Genomic DNA, 17278 nt, shown 5'->3' with positions numbered 1-17278 from the left:
GCCACGGGGACACCGAGAGGCGGGGCGGATGCCGGACGAGGCAGCTGAAGAGGCGGGCGGAGCGCGTACGGCGCCGCCCGCCGCCGTACGTGCAGAGGGCCTGTGGAAGCGGTTCGGCGAGCAGATCGCCGTGGCCGGGATCGATCTCGAGCTGCCCGCCGGGAAGTTCATCGGCCTGGTCGGACCGAACGGCGCGGGCAAGACGACCACGCTGTCGATGGTGACCGGACTGCTCCGCCCCGACCAGGGTCGAGTCGAGATCACCGGCCGTGACGTCTGGCGGGACCCGGCCGAGGTGAAGGCCCGGATCGGCGTACTGCCCGAGGGGCTGCGGCTCTTCGAGCGGCTCTCGGGGCGCGAACTCCTCGCGTACACCGGGCGGCTGCGGGGGCTGCCCGGGGAGGAGGTCGACAAGCGCGCGACGCAACTGCTGGACGTACTGGACCTGGCGGGCGCGCAGCACAAGCTGGTCGTCGACTACTCCACCGGCATGCGGAAGAAGATCGGCCTGGCGGCCGCCCTGCTCCACAACCCCGAAGTCCTCTTCCTGGACGAGCCGTTCGAGGGGGTCGACCCCGTCTCCGCGCAGACCATCCGCGGCGTCCTGGAGCGGTACACCCTGTCGGGGGCGACCGTCGTCTTCTCCAGCCATGTGATGGAACTCGTCGAGTCGCTCTGCGACTGGGTCGCGGTCATCGCGGCGGGCCGGATCCGGGCGCAGGGCACCCTCGCCGAGGTGCGCGGCGACGCGCCGTCCCTGCAGAGCGCCTTCCTCGAACTGGTCGGCGCAGGCGCGCGGGACCACAGCGACTCCCTGGACTGGCTGGGCGGCGGGGCCGGCCGATGAGCACGAGCACGAGCCCGCCCACTGCCGGAATCACCCCGGTCTTCGTCCGCCTGAAGCTGTCGCTGCTGCGCAACGGGCTGCGCCAGTCCTCCGGCCGCAAGGCCGCCTACATCGCCTCCGTCGTGGTCACGCTGCTCTTCGCGGCGCTCCAGCTGATCGGGCTCATCGCGCTGCGCGGCAACGGACACGCGGCGACCGTCGTGGTCCTGCTGACGGGCGTACTGGCCCTCGGCTGGGCCGTGATGCCGCTGTTCTTCCCCAGCGGGGACGAGACCCTCGACCCGACCCGGCTGGTGATGCTCCCCCTGCGGCCCCGACCGCTGATCGTGGCGCTGCTCACCGCCTCCCTCGTCGGGATCGGCCCGCTGTTCACCCTGTGCCTCGTCGCGGGTTCGGTGGTGGCGGTGGCGCACGGCGGTGCCGCCGTGGCGGTCGGCGTGCTCGCCGTACCACTGACGCTGCTGGTGTGCGTGGCGCTGGCGCGGGCGGTGGCGGCGGCCAACATCCGGCTGCTGACCAGCCGTAAGGGCCGCGACCTGGCCGTACTCAGCGGCCTGGTGATCGCGGTCGGCATCCAGGTGGTGAATTTCGGCGGCCAGAGGCTCAGCGAAGCCGGCGGGCTGTCGGCCCTCGACCCGGTGGCAGATGTGGTGCGGTGGCTGCCGCCCGCCTCGGCGATCGGTGCGGTGGACGCCGTCGCCCAGGGTGCTTACGGACGCGGTGCCGCTCAACTCCTGCTGGCCGCCGCCGCGCTGGTGCTTCTGCTGTGGTCCTGGCAGCGCAGCCTGACGAAACTGATGACCGCGCCGGACGGCTCGACCCTCCAGGCGGCGGAGCCCGCGCGGAAGGAGTCGTCGTCCACGGGCCTGTCGCGCCTGCTCCCCGAGGGCCGCACGGGCACGGTCATGCAGCGCAGCCTGCGCTATGTGTGGCGGGATCCGAAGACCAAGGCGGCATGGGTCACTTCGCTGGCCATCGGCCTGATCGTGCCGGTGTTCAACGCGCTCCAGGGCACCGGCACGATCTACTTCGCCTGCTTCGCGGCCGGGATGCTGGGCATCCAGATGTACAACCAGTTCGGCCAGGACACTTCGGCGTTCTGGACGGTGGCCCTCACAATCTCCTCGACGCGCGACGCCTACCTCGAACTGCGGGCCCGGGCCCTGGCGCTGCTGGTGGTCACCCTGCCGTACTCGGCGTTCGTCACCGTGGTCACGGCGGGCCTCGTGGGCAACTGGCGGGCTCTGCCCGAGGCGCTGGGCCTCTCGCTCGCGCTGCTGGGCGCGATGCTGTCCACGGGCGCGGTGGCCTCGGCCCGCTTCCCGTACTCGATTCCACAGGACAGCGCGTACAAGAACGTGGCCCCGGGCCAGGCGGGCCTGGCCTGGATCAGCATCTTCGGCGGCATGACGGCCTCGGCCCTGCTCTGCGCGCCGCTGTTGGCGCTCACTGTCTGGCTCCATGTCACGGGTGCCCACCACTGGCTCTGGCTGATCCTCCCGGCGGGCGCCGCCTACGGCGCCCTGATCACCTGGGCCGGCCTGCGCTTCGCGGCCCCGACGACCGCGAACCGGCTCCCGGAGATCCTGACGGCGGTGAGCAAGGGGTGAGGGGGCAGGGGCCTGCCCGCACCCGGTGCCTCACGGCGTGAGGACACCGTCCAGGAAGGGCTCCACCGCCGCGCGCCAGCCCTCCGGCTGGTCGTAGTGGACCAGGTGCCCCGCGTCCGGTACCTCCGCGTAGCGGCCGCGGGGCAGTACCCGGACCATTTCCTGGGCCTCGGCGCGCCCCAGTTCACCGTCCAGGCCGCGGACCACCAGGGCCGGACACCGGACCTGGGCAAGCTCGTCCCAGTGCGCGTCGTAGACCCACGTCTCCCGGGACTTGAGCATCTGGCGGCGGGAGAAGACCGGACGCCAGCCGTCCGCACGCTCGGCCATCACCTCGGCGAAGAACTCGCCACGCGCCGGGCTGGGGCGCTCCACCCAGGGGTCGTCCTCGCCGAACCACTTGCGTACGTCCGCGAGCGTCGCGAAGGGCACCGGCCAGGCGCGGAACCAGTCTTCCCACTCGCGCTGTGACGCCGCCCCCAGGGCCGAGGCGCGCATGTCGCAGATGATCAGCGCCTCGACGAGGTCTGGTCGGCGGGCCGCGAGCTGCCAGGCGGTCAGGGCGCCCATGGAGTGACCGATGAGGGTCACGGGGGCGAGGCCGAGCTGTTCGACCGCGGCCTCGGCATCGGCCACGTACGCCTCACGGCTGTACGGACCCTCGGCCGGCTTCTCGCTGCGCCCGTGGCCCCGCTGGTCGAGGCCGACCGCGCGGCGCCGCTCGGCGAGCCAGCGGGCGGTGGGCGCCCAGTGCGAGGCGCGTCCCATGAGCCCATGCAGTAAGAGCACGCCGGGGGCGTTCTCGGTGTCCCCTCCGCCCTTGGGCGGGTCGGCGAACTCCCAGGCGGCGAGCCGTACTCCGTCGGCTCCTGTCACGTCGATGCGCCGCACCAATGTCCTGGCACCCCCTTCAGTCGTCTTCGGTTCGTCCATCCGTCCAGAGCGGTTGAGCCCCGCCAGACTATCGAACTCGTATTCGAAAACGAGCGTCTCCCCAGCAACACCCCTCGTTCGAGTGACCTCGCTCAAGGATTGACGGACGCAACCGAGGGGAGATCTTCAACGGGAGGCGGGCCGCTCGGGGAAGACGGTCCGAGGGGATTGACCCTGGGAGCTCGGGGCTCCGGGTCAGCACAGGGGAGGACAGGTCCCGGCGCCGCAAGGCGCCGGGACCCTCCGTACCAGCGGACGAAGCGGAACCAGACCCAGCAGACAGGTCCCCGGTGCGGGCAGAAGCCGTCCAGCGCCACGGGCGCATACCCCTGCCCCCTCCCTGACCCGCTGTGCGCGCACAGCCGACCCCTCGGGTCATATGCCTCAACGACAGCCTTGCACGCGGCCCCGCACGGAAGCTGCCATTCCGCGGGAAAGCGGCTGCCGCCCGCCCGACGCCCTGCGTCCGCCCGTCCGAAGCCGCCCGAAGCCGGCTGAAGCCCAGTCAGCGCTTGGCGACGAAGACGTGTGAGGCGACCTCCGTGTTCAACTCCGCGGCCTCACCACTGCTGCCCACCAGCACGCCGCCCGCCGACTCCGTGACACTCACCACCGAACCGGGCTGCACACCCGCGCGCCGCAACGTGTACATCAACTGGGCATCCGTCTGGATCGGCTCACCGATCCGCCGGACCACCACGGTCTTGCCCTCCGCACCGGGGTGCAGCTCGGCCAGGCTCACCATGTTGTCGTCCAGGAACGGGTCCGCCTCGGCCTTCTCGCCCAACTCCTCCAGGCCGGGGATCGGGTTCCCGTACGGCGACTCGGTCGGGTGACGCAGCAGCTCCAGCACCCGCCGCTCCACCGCCTCGCTCATCACGTGCTCCCAGCGGCATGCCTCCGCGTGCACCTGCTCCCACTCCAGACCGATCACGTCGACGAGCAGGCACTCGGCCAACCGGTGCTTGCGCATCACGCGCGTCGCCAGCCGGCGGCCCTCTTCGGTCAGCTCGAGGTGCCGGTCGCCCGCGACCGTCACCAGCCCGTCGCGCTCCATCCGCGCCACCGTCTGGCTGACCGTCGGACCGCTCTGATCGAGCCGCTCCGCGATCCGGGCGCGCATGGGGACCACGCCTTCCTCTTCCAGCTCAAGGATGGTGCGGAGATACATCTCCGTGGTGTCGATCAGTCCGGACATACGTGCCCCTCGATTATCGTGCGCTGGCCCTGACCCCAATTCTGACGCATAGCTCCGACAACCGGGCAGCACCAAGGAGAGCGCGTATTGACAGGTGCGTGGTCCAGACCGCACGGTGATCGGCGGAACCCGGACACACCCCCGCTGGAAAGGTCCTCCGCGATGAGCGAGAGCAAGCTGGCCGGTCAGTTCTTCGACGCCGCCATCGCACTGCTGCAGCGGGTACGGGAGGAGGAGTCCGGGAACATCGCCGCGGCCGGCTCCCTGATCGCCGACACCGTCTCGGCGGGCGGCAGGCTCTTCGCCTTCGGCGCCGGCCACTCCTCGCTCGCCGCCCAGGACGTCGTCTATCGGGCAGGCGGCCTCGCGCTGATGAACCTCCTCGCTGTCCCCGGCGTCGTCGGCATCGACGTCATGCCGGCCACCCTCGGCAGCGCCCTGGAACGAGTCGACGGCCTCGCGGGCGCCGTGCTCGACAGCAGCCCCGCCACCGAGGGGGACGCGCTGGTGATCATCTCGCTGTCCGGGCGCAACGCCCTGCCCGTGGAGATGGCGATGAACGCCCGGGCGCTCGGCCTGAAGGTCATCGGAGTGACGTCGGTGGCCTACGCGACGGAAACCAAGCCGCGGCACGTGTCCGGCACCTTCCTCAAGGACCACTGCGACGTCGTCCTCGACAGCAAGATCGCGGTCGGTGACGCGGAGCTGACGGCCGACGGCATCGAAGCCCCCTTCGCCCCCGCGTCCACCGTAGTCACCAGCGCGGTCATGCAGGCCGTCATGGCGCATGCGGCCGGCGAGCTCGCAGGCCGCGGCATCGAACCGCCTCTGCTGCGCTCCGGCAACGTCGACGGCGGGCACGAGTGGAACGGCCGCGTCATGACGGAGTACCGCGACCGGATCTTCTTCCGTCACTGACGCGGGGGCAGCGCGGGACCTAGGCCAGACCTAGGCCACGACAGCCGCCTCCGTGCCGAGGACGCGCTACGTAGCGAGGACCTGCGCCAGATCCAGCGCGGCGGCGACCTGGGCAGCCACATCTTCCCCGTACATCGCGTCCGGACGCTCGAACGCCGGGCGGCTCGGGCCACGCAGGAAAGTGACCACCCCCAGCGTGCGGCCACGGCTGCGCAGCACCGTGCACAGGGCGTGCACGGTACCGTCCGGCCACTGGCGGGCCGCCGCCCACGCGGCCGCCGCCCCGGCCGGCGCGTTCGTCGGCGCGCTCGCCCGCACCGGGCCGATCCGGTCCATCGCCTGCAGCGCGGGATGCCCCTCCGCGTACCGCACCGGAATGGACCCCGGCGCCGGCAGCGCCGGGCCGGCGGCACCGGCGGGCGTCGAGGCCACCCTTACGAGATGGGGCGGATCCCCCGTCGCGATGTCCAGCAGCGCGTGGTCGGCGAACCCGGCCAGGGCGAATTCCATGTGCACCGTCGCCGCTTCGAGGGGATCGTCGCACTCCCCCGCCGCGCGGGCCGCCCGGTGCAGCTGGTTCGTACGGAAGCGCATCTGTGCCGCGTCCGAATCGGCCTGACGCGACTCCGTGATGTCCTGGAACAGCCAGCCGACCCCGAGCGGAACCGGCTCCTCCGCAAGCGGCGAGGCCAGCCGCAGGAAGCCGCATCGCCAGCAGCGGCGGCGCCCACCCTCGGCGGTCCGTACCGTCACCCACAGCTCGACCGGCGCCGGCGGCGCGCCCTCGGCCAGCACATGCTGCAGGGCACCCTCCAACTCCTCCACGCCCTGCGTGAGCAGTTCACCCAACGGCCGCCCGAGCAGCGCCGTACGCCCCGAGCCGAGCGCACGCGCCGCATGCGCGTTGACGACCGCCGGACGCAGGTCGACGTCCACCAGCACCACGCCCCAGGACGCGTCCTCCAGCAACGCCTCACTGAGCGCGATCGACCGCTCCAGATCGATCTGCGCATGCACCTCGCTGAACGCGCAGTACACCCCGGCCGGCTTGCCGTCCGCGCCCCGGACCCCGGCCGACTGCGTCCGTACGAGCACGCGCCCGCCGTCCTTCGTCACCAGCGCGAACTCGTGCACCTGGCGGCCAGGCGTGTCCATGGCGGCCATCAGCCGCCGCTGCACGTCCTCGGCATCGGCGGTCCGCACCGCCCACCCGGCGAACCCGCGCCGCCCCACGGCCTCGGCCGCGGACCAGCCCAGAATCCGCTCGGCCTCACGGTTCCAGTGGGTGACCACACCGTCCGCGTCGAACGCGCACAGCGCGGCATCCATCCCGTCGAGAAGCGCGGCCAGCAGATCGGACCCGGGGCCCTCCCGCTCCGGCTCCTGCGGCCCCACGGCATCGGCGGTCTCACTACTTCGGGAAGCACTCACCTGGCACCCCCTGCAGGTGTTCGCGTGTGCTGCACGTCGGATCATTCAACTGGAACGTGACGCAGCCCACACCATTTTCCCCGAAATCCGTGCGCCCCGGTAACTGGGAAAGTCGACCGGATACGGCAACACCGCGTCACCACCTCAACGGGCCGCTTCGACGTCTCCCACGGGAGCCACGGCGGATCCAGCGGGCTGATGGCTACGGGTACGCAAGGAAGACGGAAGCCTGGGACGACAATGCCCGTCAAAAATGTCTTGAGGCTTCCCCGCCCGCTTCCTAGAGTGAGACCACGCCTGAAAGGAGGTGATCCCGAAGTGATTTCATTTCGGACGCGCGAGGTGACTGCGGGCTAGCGCCCGTTGTCGCACCCAGTGCGGTCGGCGGAACGCCGGCCAATCCCAAGCAGTCGCCGACCCGTGGGCTCGCCGGTACGTCCGGCCGGCTTCTCCGTACTCGTACGGAGGGACCCGAGCCCACGGGTTCACTGCGTTCCGGGGCCCTACGGGCGGCCTGCGCGCGGCCTACGGGCACAGCCTCTCGAGGCGCCAGCCGCCCTCAGCCTCCGCCACGTACCGCAGCCGGTCGTGCAGGCGGTTCTCGTGGCCCTGCCAGAACTCCATCGCCTCGGGTGCGATCCGGTAGCCGCCCCACTCCGGCGGGACCGGGACCCGTTCGTTCTCCGGGTAGCGCGCAAGTAGGTCCGCGTGACGGCGGTCGAGTTCCTCTCGGGAGGCGATCACCGAGGACTGGTCGCTCGCCCAGGCGCCGAGCTGGGAGCCGTGCGGGCGGGAGCGGAAGTAGGCAGCCGTCTCGTCGCGGCCGATCCGGGCCGCGGTGCCCGAGACGATGACCTGGCGGGCGATCGGATGCCAGGGAAAGAGCAGCGAGACATACGGGTTCGCGGCGATTTCCATGCCCTTACGCGAGGTGTAGTTGGTGAAGAAGACGAAGCCGCGGGCATCGAAGGCCTTCAGCAACACCGTGCGGGAGCTGGGCCGGCCGTCGGGCGTGGCGGTGGTGACCACCATGGCGTTCGGTTCGAACAGGCCGCTGGTCACCGCCTCGTGGAACCAGCGGGCGAACTGTTCCATCGGCTCGTCGGCGAAGGAGTCCTCCGTGACGATCTCGGAGCGGTACTGCTTGCGCATGGCGGCGGGATCGAAGCCGGCGGGGTCAAGGTCCAGGTCCTGGTTCTCCACGGGACCCATCCTGCCGCAGCCCCCAGTCTGCCCGGCACGGAGTGCCGCTAATCCTCCCCGGACGGAATAGAGCAGTGTGCCGGACATCACGCTTCCCCGCATCGGCGGAACCCGCCAAAATCTTGGGCTGGGCCTCTGTGGCCTCCGTACATGACGGGATATCGTGCCTGCTCCACGAGCGGTTGGGTGCCCACCGGCCGTACGGGGCATCACGGGGGTGACGGGCCCGGACCGCGAGTCGTGCGCATACGACCGTGGATCCGCGCCGGCGCCGACTGCTTTCACCACCTGTTTTGACACCCGGTTTCACGCCGCTTGTCGCACACATCATGAGGAGCCGCCTGATGTCCGACTTCGTACCCGGCCTCGAAGGGGTCGTCGCGTTCGAGACGGAGATCGCCGAACCCGACAAGGAAGGCGGATCTCTCCGCTATCGGGGCGTCGATATCGAAGACCTGGTCGGGCACGTGTCCTTCGGGAATGTGTGGGGCCTGCTCGTCGACGGTGCGTTCAACCCCGGGCTGCCGCCCGCGGAGCCGTTCCCGATTCCGGTGCACTCCGGTGACATCAGGGTCGACGTGCAGTCGGCGCTGGCGATGCTCGCGCCCGTGTGGGGCCTGAAACCGCTGCTCGACATCGACGAGCAGACCGCCCGCGACGACCTGGCGCGCGCCGCCGTGATGGCACTGTCGTACGTGGCGCAGTCCGCGCGCGGGCAGGGGCTGCCGATGGTGCCGCAGCGGGAGATCGACAAGGCGCAGTCGGTTGTGGAGCGGTTCATGATCCGCTGGCGCGGCGAGCCGGACCCGAAGCACGTCAAGGCCGTCGACGCGTACTGGACTTCGGCCGCCGAGCACGGCATGAACGCCTCCACCTTCACCGCGCGGGTGATCGCGTCGACCGGCGCCGATGTGGCTGCCGCCCTTTCGGGTGCCGTGGGCGCCATGTCGGGGCCGCTGCACGGTGGTGCGCCGTCCCGTGTGCTCGGGATGATCGAGGAGATCGAGCGCACGGGTGACGCGACCGCGTATGTGAAGCAGGCGCTGGACAAGGGCGAGCGTCTGATGGGCTTCGGCCACCGGGTGTACCGGGCGGAGGACCCGCGGGCGCGCGTGCTGCGGCGCACCGCGAAGGAGCTGGGGGCGCCCCGCTTCGAGGTGGCGGAGGCGCTGGAGAAGGCGGCGCTGGAAGAGCTCCACGCGCGTCGCCCGGACCGGGTGCTGGCCACGAACGTGGAGTTCTGGGCGGCGATCATGCTGGACTTCGCCGAGGTGCCTGCGCACATGTTCACGTCGATGTTCACGTGTGCGCGTACGGCCGGCTGGTCGGCGCACATCCTGGAGCAGAAGCGGACGGGACGACTGGTGCGGCCTTCCGCGCGGTATGTGGGCCCGGGCACGCGGAGCCCCCAGGACATCGTCGGTTACGGCGACATCGCCGGCTGACCGGCGCGTCCGACCGGCCGGCACCACACGGCAACGGCGCCGCACCCGTTTCCCGGTGGGGGGCCGGTGGCGGGGGGTGGCCCCGGGGCCTGGCGCGGGTCTCAGCCGGCCGCGACGAGCGGCTGCTCGACGAGGTCGGCGTGGTGCCGGGCGGCGGCCTTGGGGTGGGCGCGCAGCCAGCCCTTGAGCTCGTTCCGGCCGAACTCGGCGAAGAGCGGGTTGGCCGGATCGCTGGTGACACCGGGGGCCTGTGCCTCGTACGGGAAGGGCAGCGGCTCGATACGGGCGTCGAGGCGCGGGTTGTAGAAGAACGGCACCGAATAGCGCTCGGTCGCGCCGGGCGGGCTGACGACGCGGTGGTTGGTGGCCTTGAGGTAGCCGTTGGTGGCCACTTCGAGGAGTTCGCCGAGGTTCACGACGAAGGCGCCCTGGATCGGCGGTACGTCGTGGAACTCGCCGTCGCCCCGCTGGACCTGGAGGCCGCCTATCCGGTCCTGGAGGAGCAGGGTGAGGAAGCCGTAGTCCTTGTGGGCGCCGACGCCCTGGCCGGTGCCGTCGGCCGCGCCGCCGCTGCCGGGGTAGCGGACCAGCTTGAGGTGCAGGTGGGGGTGGCCGGCGAAGACGTCGTCGTAGAAGTCCGCCGGGGCGCCGATGGAAACGAGCAGCTCGTGCAGCAGCCGGGCGGCGACCTCGCTGAGCCGGTCGATCCAGCCGAGGGCCGCGGCGCGCAGGGCGGGAAGGCCGGCGGGCCACTGGTTGGGGCCTTCCAGCCACCAGTAGGCGGGCTCGCCCGGTCCCGGGATGCGCGGGGGCCGTTCGGCGCCGATGTCGAGCTGGTCGCGCCAGTCCCGGCTGCCGCCGGTGTGCTCGTCTCCGGTCCGGGTGTAGCCGCGGAAGTGCGGGGAGTTGATGTTGCCGATGGCGAGCCGTTCGGCCTCGGGGAGGGCGAAGAAGGCGCGCATGGCAGACATCAGGGCGTCCGTCTCGGTGTCCGTGATGCCGTGCCCGGTCAGCTGGAAGAAGCCGACGTCGTGGGCCGCGCTGTGGAGCTGGGCGTGCAGGAGTGCACGGGCCTGGGGGCCGCGGTCGGCGGCGGAGAGGTCGATGACGGGGAGCTGAAGGTACGACATGGGTGCATCCGCGGGTGTGTGGGCCCGGTCGCGCAGCCGGGGGTGCCGGGTACGTGCGCCGCGGCGACAGCCTGGGTGGGGGCGATGCGCGCCGGTGACCGAGCGGGGTGGAGAGGGGGGCGGCCTGACCTGCGAGGGCGGGCGGCGGGGCGGGACGGGGCGTGCTGAGAGATCAGACGGAGCGCCGACAGCCCACGCTCGTGACGCGGACGTAGTCCACGTGGCGGCGTCGTACGAGCGAAAGCATGCGGCAAGGGTACGCCGCCCCCGGAAAAGCGGAAGTGACGGGGGTCACACGGCCTTCACGCGTGGCTCATACCGGCTGTCCGAGGGCGGCGTCGAGCAGCCGCGCCCACTGGGCGACGACCCTGCCGCGGCGGGCGGTGTCGTCGGTGAGGACGTTGGCGAGGCCGAGGCCCCGGGCCATGTCGAGGAGGCCCTGAACCGATTCGCGGACGCCGGGGACGGATTCGTCGGCACGCAGGAGGGCGACCGCGATGCGGTGGGTTTCGCGGCCGACGCGGGTCTCGAGTTCGGTGACTCGGGGGCGCAGCTGGTCCTCGTTGGACGCGGCGACCCAGAGTTGGAGGGCGGCGCGGAAAAGCGGGCCGGTGTAGAGGTCGACGAGGGCGCCGACGACGGCCGTGCGGTCCTGGACGGGCAGGGCGCGCAGGGCGGTGGAGCGCTCCTCGGCGACGTATTCGACGGCGGCGGTGAACAGGTCCTCGCGGGTCGGGAAGTGGTGCTGGGCGGCGCCCCGTGAGACGCCGGCGCGTTCGGCGACCACGGAGACGGTGGAGCCGGCCCAGCCGTGTTCGGCGAGGCAGGAGACGGCGGCTTCGAGGAGGCGTTGCCGGGTGGCCCGGCTGCGGTCCTGCTTGGGGGCGGTCACCGTGCCCATACGGGGTCCCGGCGCTCCAGGAACGCGGTCATGCCCTCGCGGGCCTCGTCGGAGGCGAAGAGGCGGACGGAGAGGGCGGCGAGGTCGTCGGTGTCGCGGTCGAAGGCGCGCAGCACTTCGGCGGTGAGCAGACGCTTGGACTCGGCGAGGCCTTGCGGGGATCCGGCGCGCAGGCCGTCGAGTACGGGGACGAGTGCGGCGTCGGGATCGTCCGCGGCGAGGGTGATGAGCCCGATACGGGCGGCTTCGGGCGCGTCGAAGCGTTCGGCGGTGAGGTAGTACCGGGCAGCGGCGCGGGGGTCGAGCCGGGGCAGGAGCGGCAGCGAGATCACGGCGGGCGCGAGTCCGAGCCGGGCCTCGGTGAAGGCGAAGCTCGCACCGGGCCCGGCGACGGATATGTCGCAGGCCCCGAGCAGCCCGAGGCCGCCGGCCCGCACATGCCCGGTCACCCGGGCGACGACGGGCTTGGGCAGCTCGACGACGGCCCGCATCAGACTCACGAGCCCGTGCGCGGCGGCTCCCCGCGGATGGCTGGGGCCCGCCCCGGCCCGGCCGGGGGCACCGGCCGGGGCTCCCACCCCGGCCGGTGTCCGCGTCGTGGCCTCCTTCAGATCAGCTCCGGCGCAGAACGTCGTGCCGGTGTGGGTAAGGACCACCGCCCGGACCGCGGGGTCCTTCGCACACGCCGACAGCGCATTCGTCAGCTCGCCGACGAGCGCCGCCGAGAGTGCGTTGCGGTTCGCCGGCGAGTCCAGCGTGAGTGTGGTGACACCGCGCTCGTGCGCGGTCTGTACAAGCTGTACGAGCGTCATACGCTGTCGGACTTCCTTTCCCTCACGCGCAGTTCGCGCCTGAGGATCTTGCCGGAGGCCGCGCGTGGCACCTGAGTGGTGAACTCCACGCGGCGGACCTTCTTGTACGGGGCGACGCGTTCGGCGACGTACGCCATCACGTCCTCCTCGGTGAGGCCGTCCGCCGACGGCTGGCGGACGACGTACGCCTTCGGAATCTCGTTGCCCTCCGCGTCGTAGACACCGATGACGGCCGCGTCCGCGATTTCCTCATGGGTGAGGAGGAGCGCTTCGAGGTCGGCCGGGGCGACCTGGTAGCCCTTGTATTTGATCAGCTCCTTGACGCGGTCGACGACGAAGAGCCAGCCGTTCTCGTCCACCCGCCCCACGTCGCCCGTGTGCACCCATCCCTCGGCGTCGATCATCGCGGCGGTTTCGTCCGGGCGGCCGAGGTAGCCCTTCATCACCTGCGGTCCGCGGAGAGCGACCTCCCCCTCCTCGCCGGCCCCGAGCTCCTTGCCCGGCTCCGTGAGGGAGAGGATCCGCATCTCCGTGTTCGGCAGGAGTTTGCCGACCGCTCCGGGGGGTGAGCCGGGCCCGTCCAGCGGCGTGACATGGGTGCCGGGCGAGAGTTCCGTCATCCCGTACGCCTGCATGACCGGCGGCAGGTCCAGCCGGCGCGAGCAGGCCTGGGCGAGTGCGGCGTCCAGCGGGGCGGCGGCGCTGACGATGTACCGGAGTGAGGACAGGTCGTGGCCCGCCACCGCCGGATGCTTGGCGAGCGCGAGGACGATGGGCGGGGCGACGTACAGGCCGGTGATGCGGTGTGTCTCTATCGCCGTCAGGAACTGGTCGAGGTCGAAGCGCGGCAGGACGACGACGGTGGCCCCGTGGCTCAGCGGTGCGTTCATCAGGGCCGTAAGGCCGTATATGTGAAAGAACGGCAGCACCGCGAGGATTCGGTCGCCGGGTCCCATCGGCAGGACGGGGTAGAGCTGGGCGAGGTTGGTGGCGATGCTGCGGTGGGTGAGCATCACGCCCTTGGGGCTCGCGGTGGTGCCCGAGGAGTAGGGCAGGACGGCCACGTCCTCGCCCGGGTCGATCGCGACGTCCGGTACGGGGGCCGTGGTCGCGAGCATGTCGAGGACGGACCGGTGACCGTCCGCGCTGTCGCAGACGAAGACCTCCTCCACCCCGCCGGCCAGTTCGGCGGCCCTTCGGGCCACTTCGAGCAGCGGAGAGACGGTCACGATCCAGCGGGCCGCCGAGTCCCGCAGCTGCTTGGCGAACTCCTCTGGGGTGGACAGCGGGTGCACGGTGGTGACGGACGCGCCGGCCCGCGTCGCGCCGTAGAAGACGGCCGGGTAGGCGATCGTGTTGGGGCTGTGCAGAGCGAGTACGTCTCCCTTGCGCAGCCCCGACTCCGCGAGCCCTGCAGCGATCTTGCGGGTGAAGCCGTCCAGCTGTGCGTACGTGAGGGTGGCACCGTCGGCCGCGTCCACGAGGGCGACGGTGTCGCCGAACTCGGCGGCCCGGCCGAGTACTGCGTCGTGGATGGGCAGATCGACGACAGGAACTGCCGGGTAGTCGCTGTGGAACACCATGACCATGATCCCTTCGACGGCGTACGCGCGCCGGACTCCTGCCGGACGCGTTGCTGCGGGCTCAGAATCCCCCGTACTAGTACGACTTGGGGAGACCCAGGGACTGGTGCGATACGAAGTTCAGGATCATCTCCCTGCTGACCGGCGCAATCCTGGCGACGCGGGCGGCGGTGACGAGGGAGGCGAGGCCGTACTCCCGCGTGAGGCCGTTGCCGCCGAGGGTGTGCACCGACTGGTCGACCGCCTTCACACAGGCCTCGCCGGCCGCGTACTTGGCCATGTTGGCCGCCTCTCCCGCGCCGAGGTCGTCGCCCGCGTCGTAGAGGCGGGCGGCCTTCTGCATCATCAACCGGGCGAGTTCGAGCTCGATGTGCGCCTGGGCCAGGGGGTGGGCGATGGCCTGGTGACCGCCGATGGGCTGCTTCCACACTTCGCGGGTCTTGGCGTACTCGACGGCCTTGGCGACGGCGTAGCGGCCCATGCCGAGCGCGAAGGCGGCGGTCATGATGCGTTCGGGGTTGAGGCCGGCGAAGAGCTGGAGCAGGCCGGCGTCCTCGTCGCCGACGAGGGCGTCCGCGGGCAGCCGTACGTCGTCCAGGACCAGCTCGAACTGCTTCTCCGCCGACGCGAGTTCCATGTCGATCTGCGCGCGACTGAAGCCCGGCGCCTCGCGCGGGACGATGAACAGACACGGCTTGAGACGTCCGGTCCGGGCGTCCTCCGTGCGGCCGACGATCAGGGTCGCGTCCGCGATGTCCACACCGGAGATGAAGACCTTGCGGCCGGTGAGCAGCCAGTCGTCCCCGTCACGGCGGGCGGTGGTGGTGATCCGGTGGGAGTTCGAGCCGGCGTCGGGCTCGGTGATGCCGAAGGCCATGGCGAGGCTGCCGTCGGCAAGTCCTGGCAGCCACTGCCGCTTCTGCCGCTCGGTGCCGAAGCGGGCGATGACCGTGCCGCAGATGGCGGGCGAGACGACCATCATCAGCAGTGGGCAGCCTGCCGCGCCCAGCTCCTCCAGCACGATGGACAGCTCGGCGATGCCGCCGCCTCCGCCGCCGTACTCCTCCGGGAGGTTGACGCCGAGGTAGCCGAGCTTGGCGGCCTCGGCCCACAGCTCCTCGGGATGGCCTCCGTCACGTACGACCCGGGTGAGGTAGTCGCGGCCGTAGCGCCGGCCGAGGGCGGCGACGGCGGCCCGCAGGGCCTGGTGCTCTTCGGTTTCGAGGACGGTGCTCATGACTGCGGTTCCTCCTGGACGACGGCGAGCAGGGCACCGACCTCGACCTGGCGGCCGGGGGCGGCGTGGAGCGCGGTGAGCGTGCCGGAGGCGGGAGCCGCGATGCGGTGCTCCATCTTCATGGCCTCCAGCCACAGAAGAGGCTGCCCGGCGGTGACGCGGTCGCCGGGCGCGAGCCCGTCGGCGACACGGACGACGACACCGGGCATGGGCGCGAGCAGGGACCCGGGTTCGGTCCGGTCCTGCGGGTCGGGGAAGCGGGGCAGGGCGGTGAGGACGGCGTGGGCGCCGGTGGGGGTGTCGACGTACACGGTGCGGGCGTCGTACGCCGGGCCGGCGTACGTGGTGACGTCGAACTGTCGCAGGACGCCGTCCACTTCGAACGCAACGCGGGTGGGCTGTACGTCGACGAGCCGCAGGCCGGGGAAGGTCTCGGCGTCCAGACCGTCGCGGGTCAGGCGGTAGCGGACCTCGTACTCGGTGCCGTCGGGCTCGGCGCGGTAGCGCCTGACCTGCGGCTGGGAGGGGACGTTGCGCCAGCCGCCGATCCGGGCGGGCAGGACGGCTCCACCCGGTGGACCGTGCGGCCCCTCGCGCCGCGCGGCGGCGTCCGCCAGGGCGGCGGCGAGTACGGCCGGCGAGGCAGCCCCCGTGGCGGCGTCGTGTGAAGTGAGCGCAGCGAGATGCCGGTCGTAGAAGCCCGTGTCGAGGGTTCCGGCCACGAAGTCCGGGTGGCGCAGGCTCCGCACCAGCAGATCGCGATTGGTGACCGGCCCGTGGACGCGGGCCAGTTCCAGGGCGTGTGCCAGCTTCCGGACGGCCTCGGCACGGGTGGGCGCCCAGGCGATGACCTTGGCGAGCATGGGGTCGTAGTGCACGCCGATGACGTCACCGTCGGCATAGCCGGCGTCGAGCCGCACCCACGGCACGGTCCCGGCTCCCGGCGGTACGGACGCCCCGCCCACGTGCGACGCCCCCCGCACCGACAGGTGGTGCAGCAGGCCCGTCTGGGGCTGCCACTCGCGGGCCGGGTCCTCCGCGTACAGCCGGGCCTCCACCGCGTGGCCCACCGGGACGGGCGGCACCGGCGGAAGGGGAGCGCCCTCGGCGACCCGGATCTGCAGGGCGACCAGATCGAGGCCGAACACCGCTTCGGTCACCGGGTGTTCAACCTGGAGGCGGGTGTTCATCTCCAGGAAGTAAGGACGGCCGTCCTGGGTGACGAGGAACTCGACCGTTCCCGCGCCCCGGTAGCCGATGGCCCGCGCCGCCTCCACGGCGGACTCGTGGAGAGATGCCCGGAGGGTGTCGGGCAGGCCGGGCGCGGGAGCCTCCTCCACGACTTTCTGGTGCCGGCGCTGGAGGGAGCAGTCGCGGGTGCCGAGGGCCCACACCGTGCCGTGTGCGTCCGCGAGGATCTGGACCTCGACGTGGCGGCCGCGTTCGACGTAGGGCTCGGCGAAGACCTCGCCGTCACCGAAGGCGGACCGCGCTTCGGCGGAGGCGGCGATGAGTTCGGCGGGGAGCGTCACCAGATCGCGGACGACCCGCATGCCCCGGCCGCCACCGCCCGCGGCGGCCTTGAGGAGGAGCGGAAGATGGGCGTCGGTGGCCTCTCCGGGTTCCACCGGGGCCAGCAGGGGAACACCGGCCGCCGCCATGAGCTCCTTGGCGCGGGTTTTCGAGGCCATGGCCTCGATCGCTTCTGGTGGCGGACCGATCCAGGACAGGCCCGAGTCCCGTACGGCGCGCGCGAACTCGGCGTTCTCTGAGAGAAATCCATAGCCCGGGTGGACGGCGTCGGCGCCTGCCGCGAGGGCCGCCTTGACGATCAGATCACCGCGCAGGTACGTGTCGGCGGGCGCGGCACCGGGCAGCCGTACCGCCGCGTCCGCCTCCCGTACGTGCAGAGCGCCCGCGTCCGCGTCGGAGTACACGGCCACGGTGGCCAGGCCGAGTTCACGGCAGGTGCGGAAGACCCGGCAGGCGATCTCGCCCCGGTTGGCGACAAGAACAGAGCTGATCATTTC

14 protein-coding genes are annotated in these 17278 nt (G+C 71.6%); 4 read left to right on the top strand and 10 right to left on the bottom strand.

Annotated features, from left to right (window positions below; translation table 11 throughout):
• The first annotated feature begins 28 nt into the window (after positions 1-28).
• Both AB0M62_RS01025 and AB0M62_RS01020 read left to right on the top strand, forming a co-directional pair.
• Positions 29-847 carry an ABC transporter ATP-binding protein gene (locus AB0M62_RS01025; RefSeq protein ID WP_366071930.1) on the top strand — a complete coding sequence of 273 codons (819 nt, stop codon included), beginning with the start codon at positions 29-31 and terminating at the stop codon, positions 845-847.
• Positions 844-2457, top strand: coding sequence for a transporter (locus AB0M62_RS01020; RefSeq protein ID WP_366071929.1), 1614 nt, complete (start codon positions 844-846; stop codon positions 2455-2457). The genes AB0M62_RS01025 and AB0M62_RS01020 overlap by 4 nt, the downstream gene beginning before the upstream one ends.
• Before the next feature lie 30 nt (positions 2458-2487).
• On the opposite strand, the gene AB0M62_RS01015 is transcribed toward AB0M62_RS01020, so the two are convergent.
• Together AB0M62_RS01015 and AB0M62_RS01010 are read right to left on the bottom strand one after the other, a co-directional pair.
• Positions 2488-3351 (bottom strand): alpha/beta hydrolase, encoded by an 864-nt coding sequence (locus AB0M62_RS01015; protein WP_366072232.1) that lies wholly within the window; start codon positions 3349-3351, stop codon positions 2488-2490.
• 544 nt (positions 3352-3895) lie between these two features.
• Positions 3896-4588, bottom strand: coding sequence for a metal-dependent transcriptional regulator (locus AB0M62_RS01010; protein WP_366071928.1), 693 nt, complete (start codon positions 4586-4588; stop codon positions 3896-3898).
• A 162-nt stretch (positions 4589-4750) separates the two neighbouring features.
• Here AB0M62_RS01010 and AB0M62_RS01005 point away from each other — a divergent pair, with 162 nt between their 5' ends.
• Complete coding sequence (locus AB0M62_RS01005; protein WP_366071927.1) at positions 4751-5506, top strand: SIS domain-containing protein; 756 nt, start codon at positions 4751-4753, stop codon at positions 5504-5506.
• A 66-nt stretch (positions 5507-5572) separates the two neighbouring features.
• On the opposite strand, the gene AB0M62_RS01000 is transcribed toward AB0M62_RS01005, so the two are convergent.
• Positions 5573-6937 (bottom strand): PAS domain-containing protein, encoded by a 1365-nt coding sequence (locus AB0M62_RS01000; RefSeq protein ID WP_366071926.1) that lies wholly within the window; start codon positions 6935-6937, stop codon positions 5573-5575.
• A gap of 525 nt (positions 6938-7462) precedes the next feature.
• On the bottom strand, positions 7463-8149 hold the full coding sequence (gene pdxH, locus AB0M62_RS00995) for a pyridoxamine 5'-phosphate oxidase (RefSeq protein ID WP_366071925.1): 687 nt from the start codon (positions 8147-8149) through the stop codon (positions 7463-7465).
• Positions 8150-8484: 335 nt separating this feature from the next.
• On the opposite strand from pdxH, the gene AB0M62_RS00990 reads away from it, so the two are divergent.
• Entirely contained in the window at positions 8485-9585 is a 1101-nt protein-coding gene (locus AB0M62_RS00990; RefSeq protein WP_366071924.1) for a citrate synthase 2, read from the top strand.
• Between the two features lie 101 nt (positions 9586-9686).
• Here the strand turns inward: AB0M62_RS00990 and AB0M62_RS00985 are convergent, their stop codons facing one another.
• The 6 genes from AB0M62_RS00985 to AB0M62_RS00960 form a co-directional block, all read right to left on the bottom strand.
• A complete protein-coding gene (locus AB0M62_RS00985) occupies positions 9687-10715 on the bottom strand; it encodes a 2-oxoglutarate and iron-dependent oxygenase domain-containing protein (RefSeq protein WP_366071923.1) in 1029 nt (342 codons plus the stop codon).
• A 313-nt stretch (positions 10716-11028) separates the two neighbouring features.
• Positions 11029-11616 carry a TetR/AcrR family transcriptional regulator gene (locus AB0M62_RS00980; RefSeq protein WP_366071922.1) on the bottom strand — a complete coding sequence of 196 codons (588 nt, stop codon included), beginning with the start codon at positions 11614-11616 and terminating at the stop codon, positions 11029-11031.
• Positions 11604-12428 (bottom strand): enoyl-CoA hydratase family protein, encoded by an 825-nt coding sequence (locus AB0M62_RS00975; protein WP_366071921.1) that lies wholly within the window; start codon positions 12426-12428, stop codon positions 11604-11606. The genes AB0M62_RS00980 and AB0M62_RS00975 overlap by 13 nt, the downstream gene beginning before the upstream one ends.
• Positions 12425-14011, bottom strand: coding sequence for a 4-coumarate--CoA ligase family protein (locus AB0M62_RS00970; protein WP_366071920.1), 1587 nt, complete (start codon positions 14009-14011; stop codon positions 12425-12427). The genes AB0M62_RS00975 and AB0M62_RS00970 overlap by 4 nt, the downstream gene beginning before the upstream one ends.
• 76 nt (positions 14012-14087) lie before the next feature.
• Complete coding sequence (locus tag AB0M62_RS00965) at positions 14088-15248, bottom strand: acyl-CoA dehydrogenase family protein (RefSeq protein ID WP_366071919.1); 1161 nt, start codon at positions 15246-15248, stop codon at positions 14088-14090.
• On the bottom strand, positions 15245-17275 hold the full coding sequence (locus tag AB0M62_RS00960; RefSeq protein ID WP_366071918.1) for a biotin carboxylase N-terminal domain-containing protein: 2031 nt from the start codon (positions 17273-17275) through the stop codon (positions 15245-15247). The genes AB0M62_RS00965 and AB0M62_RS00960 overlap by 4 nt, the downstream gene beginning before the upstream one ends.
• Between the last annotated feature and the right edge of the window lie 3 nt (positions 17276-17278).

It is taken from the genome of Streptomyces sp. NPDC051219 (assembly GCF_040682335.1).
Classification (GTDB): domain Bacteria; phylum Actinomycetota; class Actinomycetes; order Streptomycetales; family Streptomycetaceae; genus Streptomyces.
Note: the sequence above shows the minus strand (reverse complement) of the source record. Positions and strands in the feature narration are given on the sequence as shown.

Excerpts from the sequence above, each read along its gene's own strand:
- AB0M62_RS00960 (WP_366071918.1), bottom strand. The coding sequence starts at position 17,275 with ATGATCAGCTCTGTTCTTGTCGCCAACCGGGGCGAGATCGCCTGCCGG.
- AB0M62_RS00985 (WP_366071923.1), bottom strand. The coding sequence starts at position 10,715 with ATGTCGTACCTTCAGCTCCCCGTCATCGACCTCTCCGCCGCCGACCGC.
- AB0M62_RS01025 (WP_366071930.1), top strand. The coding sequence starts at position 29 with ATGCCGGACGAGGCAGCTGAAGAGGCGGGCGGAGCGCGTACGGCGCCG.
- AB0M62_RS00980 (WP_366071922.1), bottom strand. The coding sequence starts at position 11,616 with ATGGGCACGGTGACCGCCCCCAAGCAGGACCGCAGCCGGGCCACCCGG.
- AB0M62_RS01005 (WP_366071927.1), top strand. The coding sequence starts at position 4,751 with ATGAGCGAGAGCAAGCTGGCCGGTCAGTTCTTCGACGCCGCCATCGCA.
- AB0M62_RS01020 (WP_366071929.1), top strand. The coding sequence starts at position 844 with ATGAGCACGAGCACGAGCCCGCCCACTGCCGGAATCACCCCGGTCTTC.
- pdxH (WP_366071925.1), bottom strand. The coding sequence starts at position 8,149 with ATGGGTCCCGTGGAGAACCAGGACCTGGACCTTGACCCCGCCGGCTTC.
- AB0M62_RS00990 (WP_366071924.1), top strand. The coding sequence starts at position 8,485 with ATGTCCGACTTCGTACCCGGCCTCGAAGGGGTCGTCGCGTTCGAGACG.
- AB0M62_RS00970 (WP_366071920.1), bottom strand. The coding sequence starts at position 14,011 with ATGGTGTTCCACAGCGACTACCCGGCAGTTCCTGTCGTCGATCTGCCC.
- AB0M62_RS01010 (WP_366071928.1), bottom strand. The coding sequence starts at position 4,588 with ATGTCCGGACTGATCGACACCACGGAGATGTATCTCCGCACCATCCTT.
- AB0M62_RS00965 (WP_366071919.1), bottom strand. The coding sequence starts at position 15,248 with ATGAGCACCGTCCTCGAAACCGAAGAGCACCAGGCCCTGCGGGCCGCC.
- AB0M62_RS00975 (WP_366071921.1), bottom strand. The coding sequence starts at position 12,428 with ATGACGCTCGTACAGCTTGTACAGACCGCGCACGAGCGCGGTGTCACC.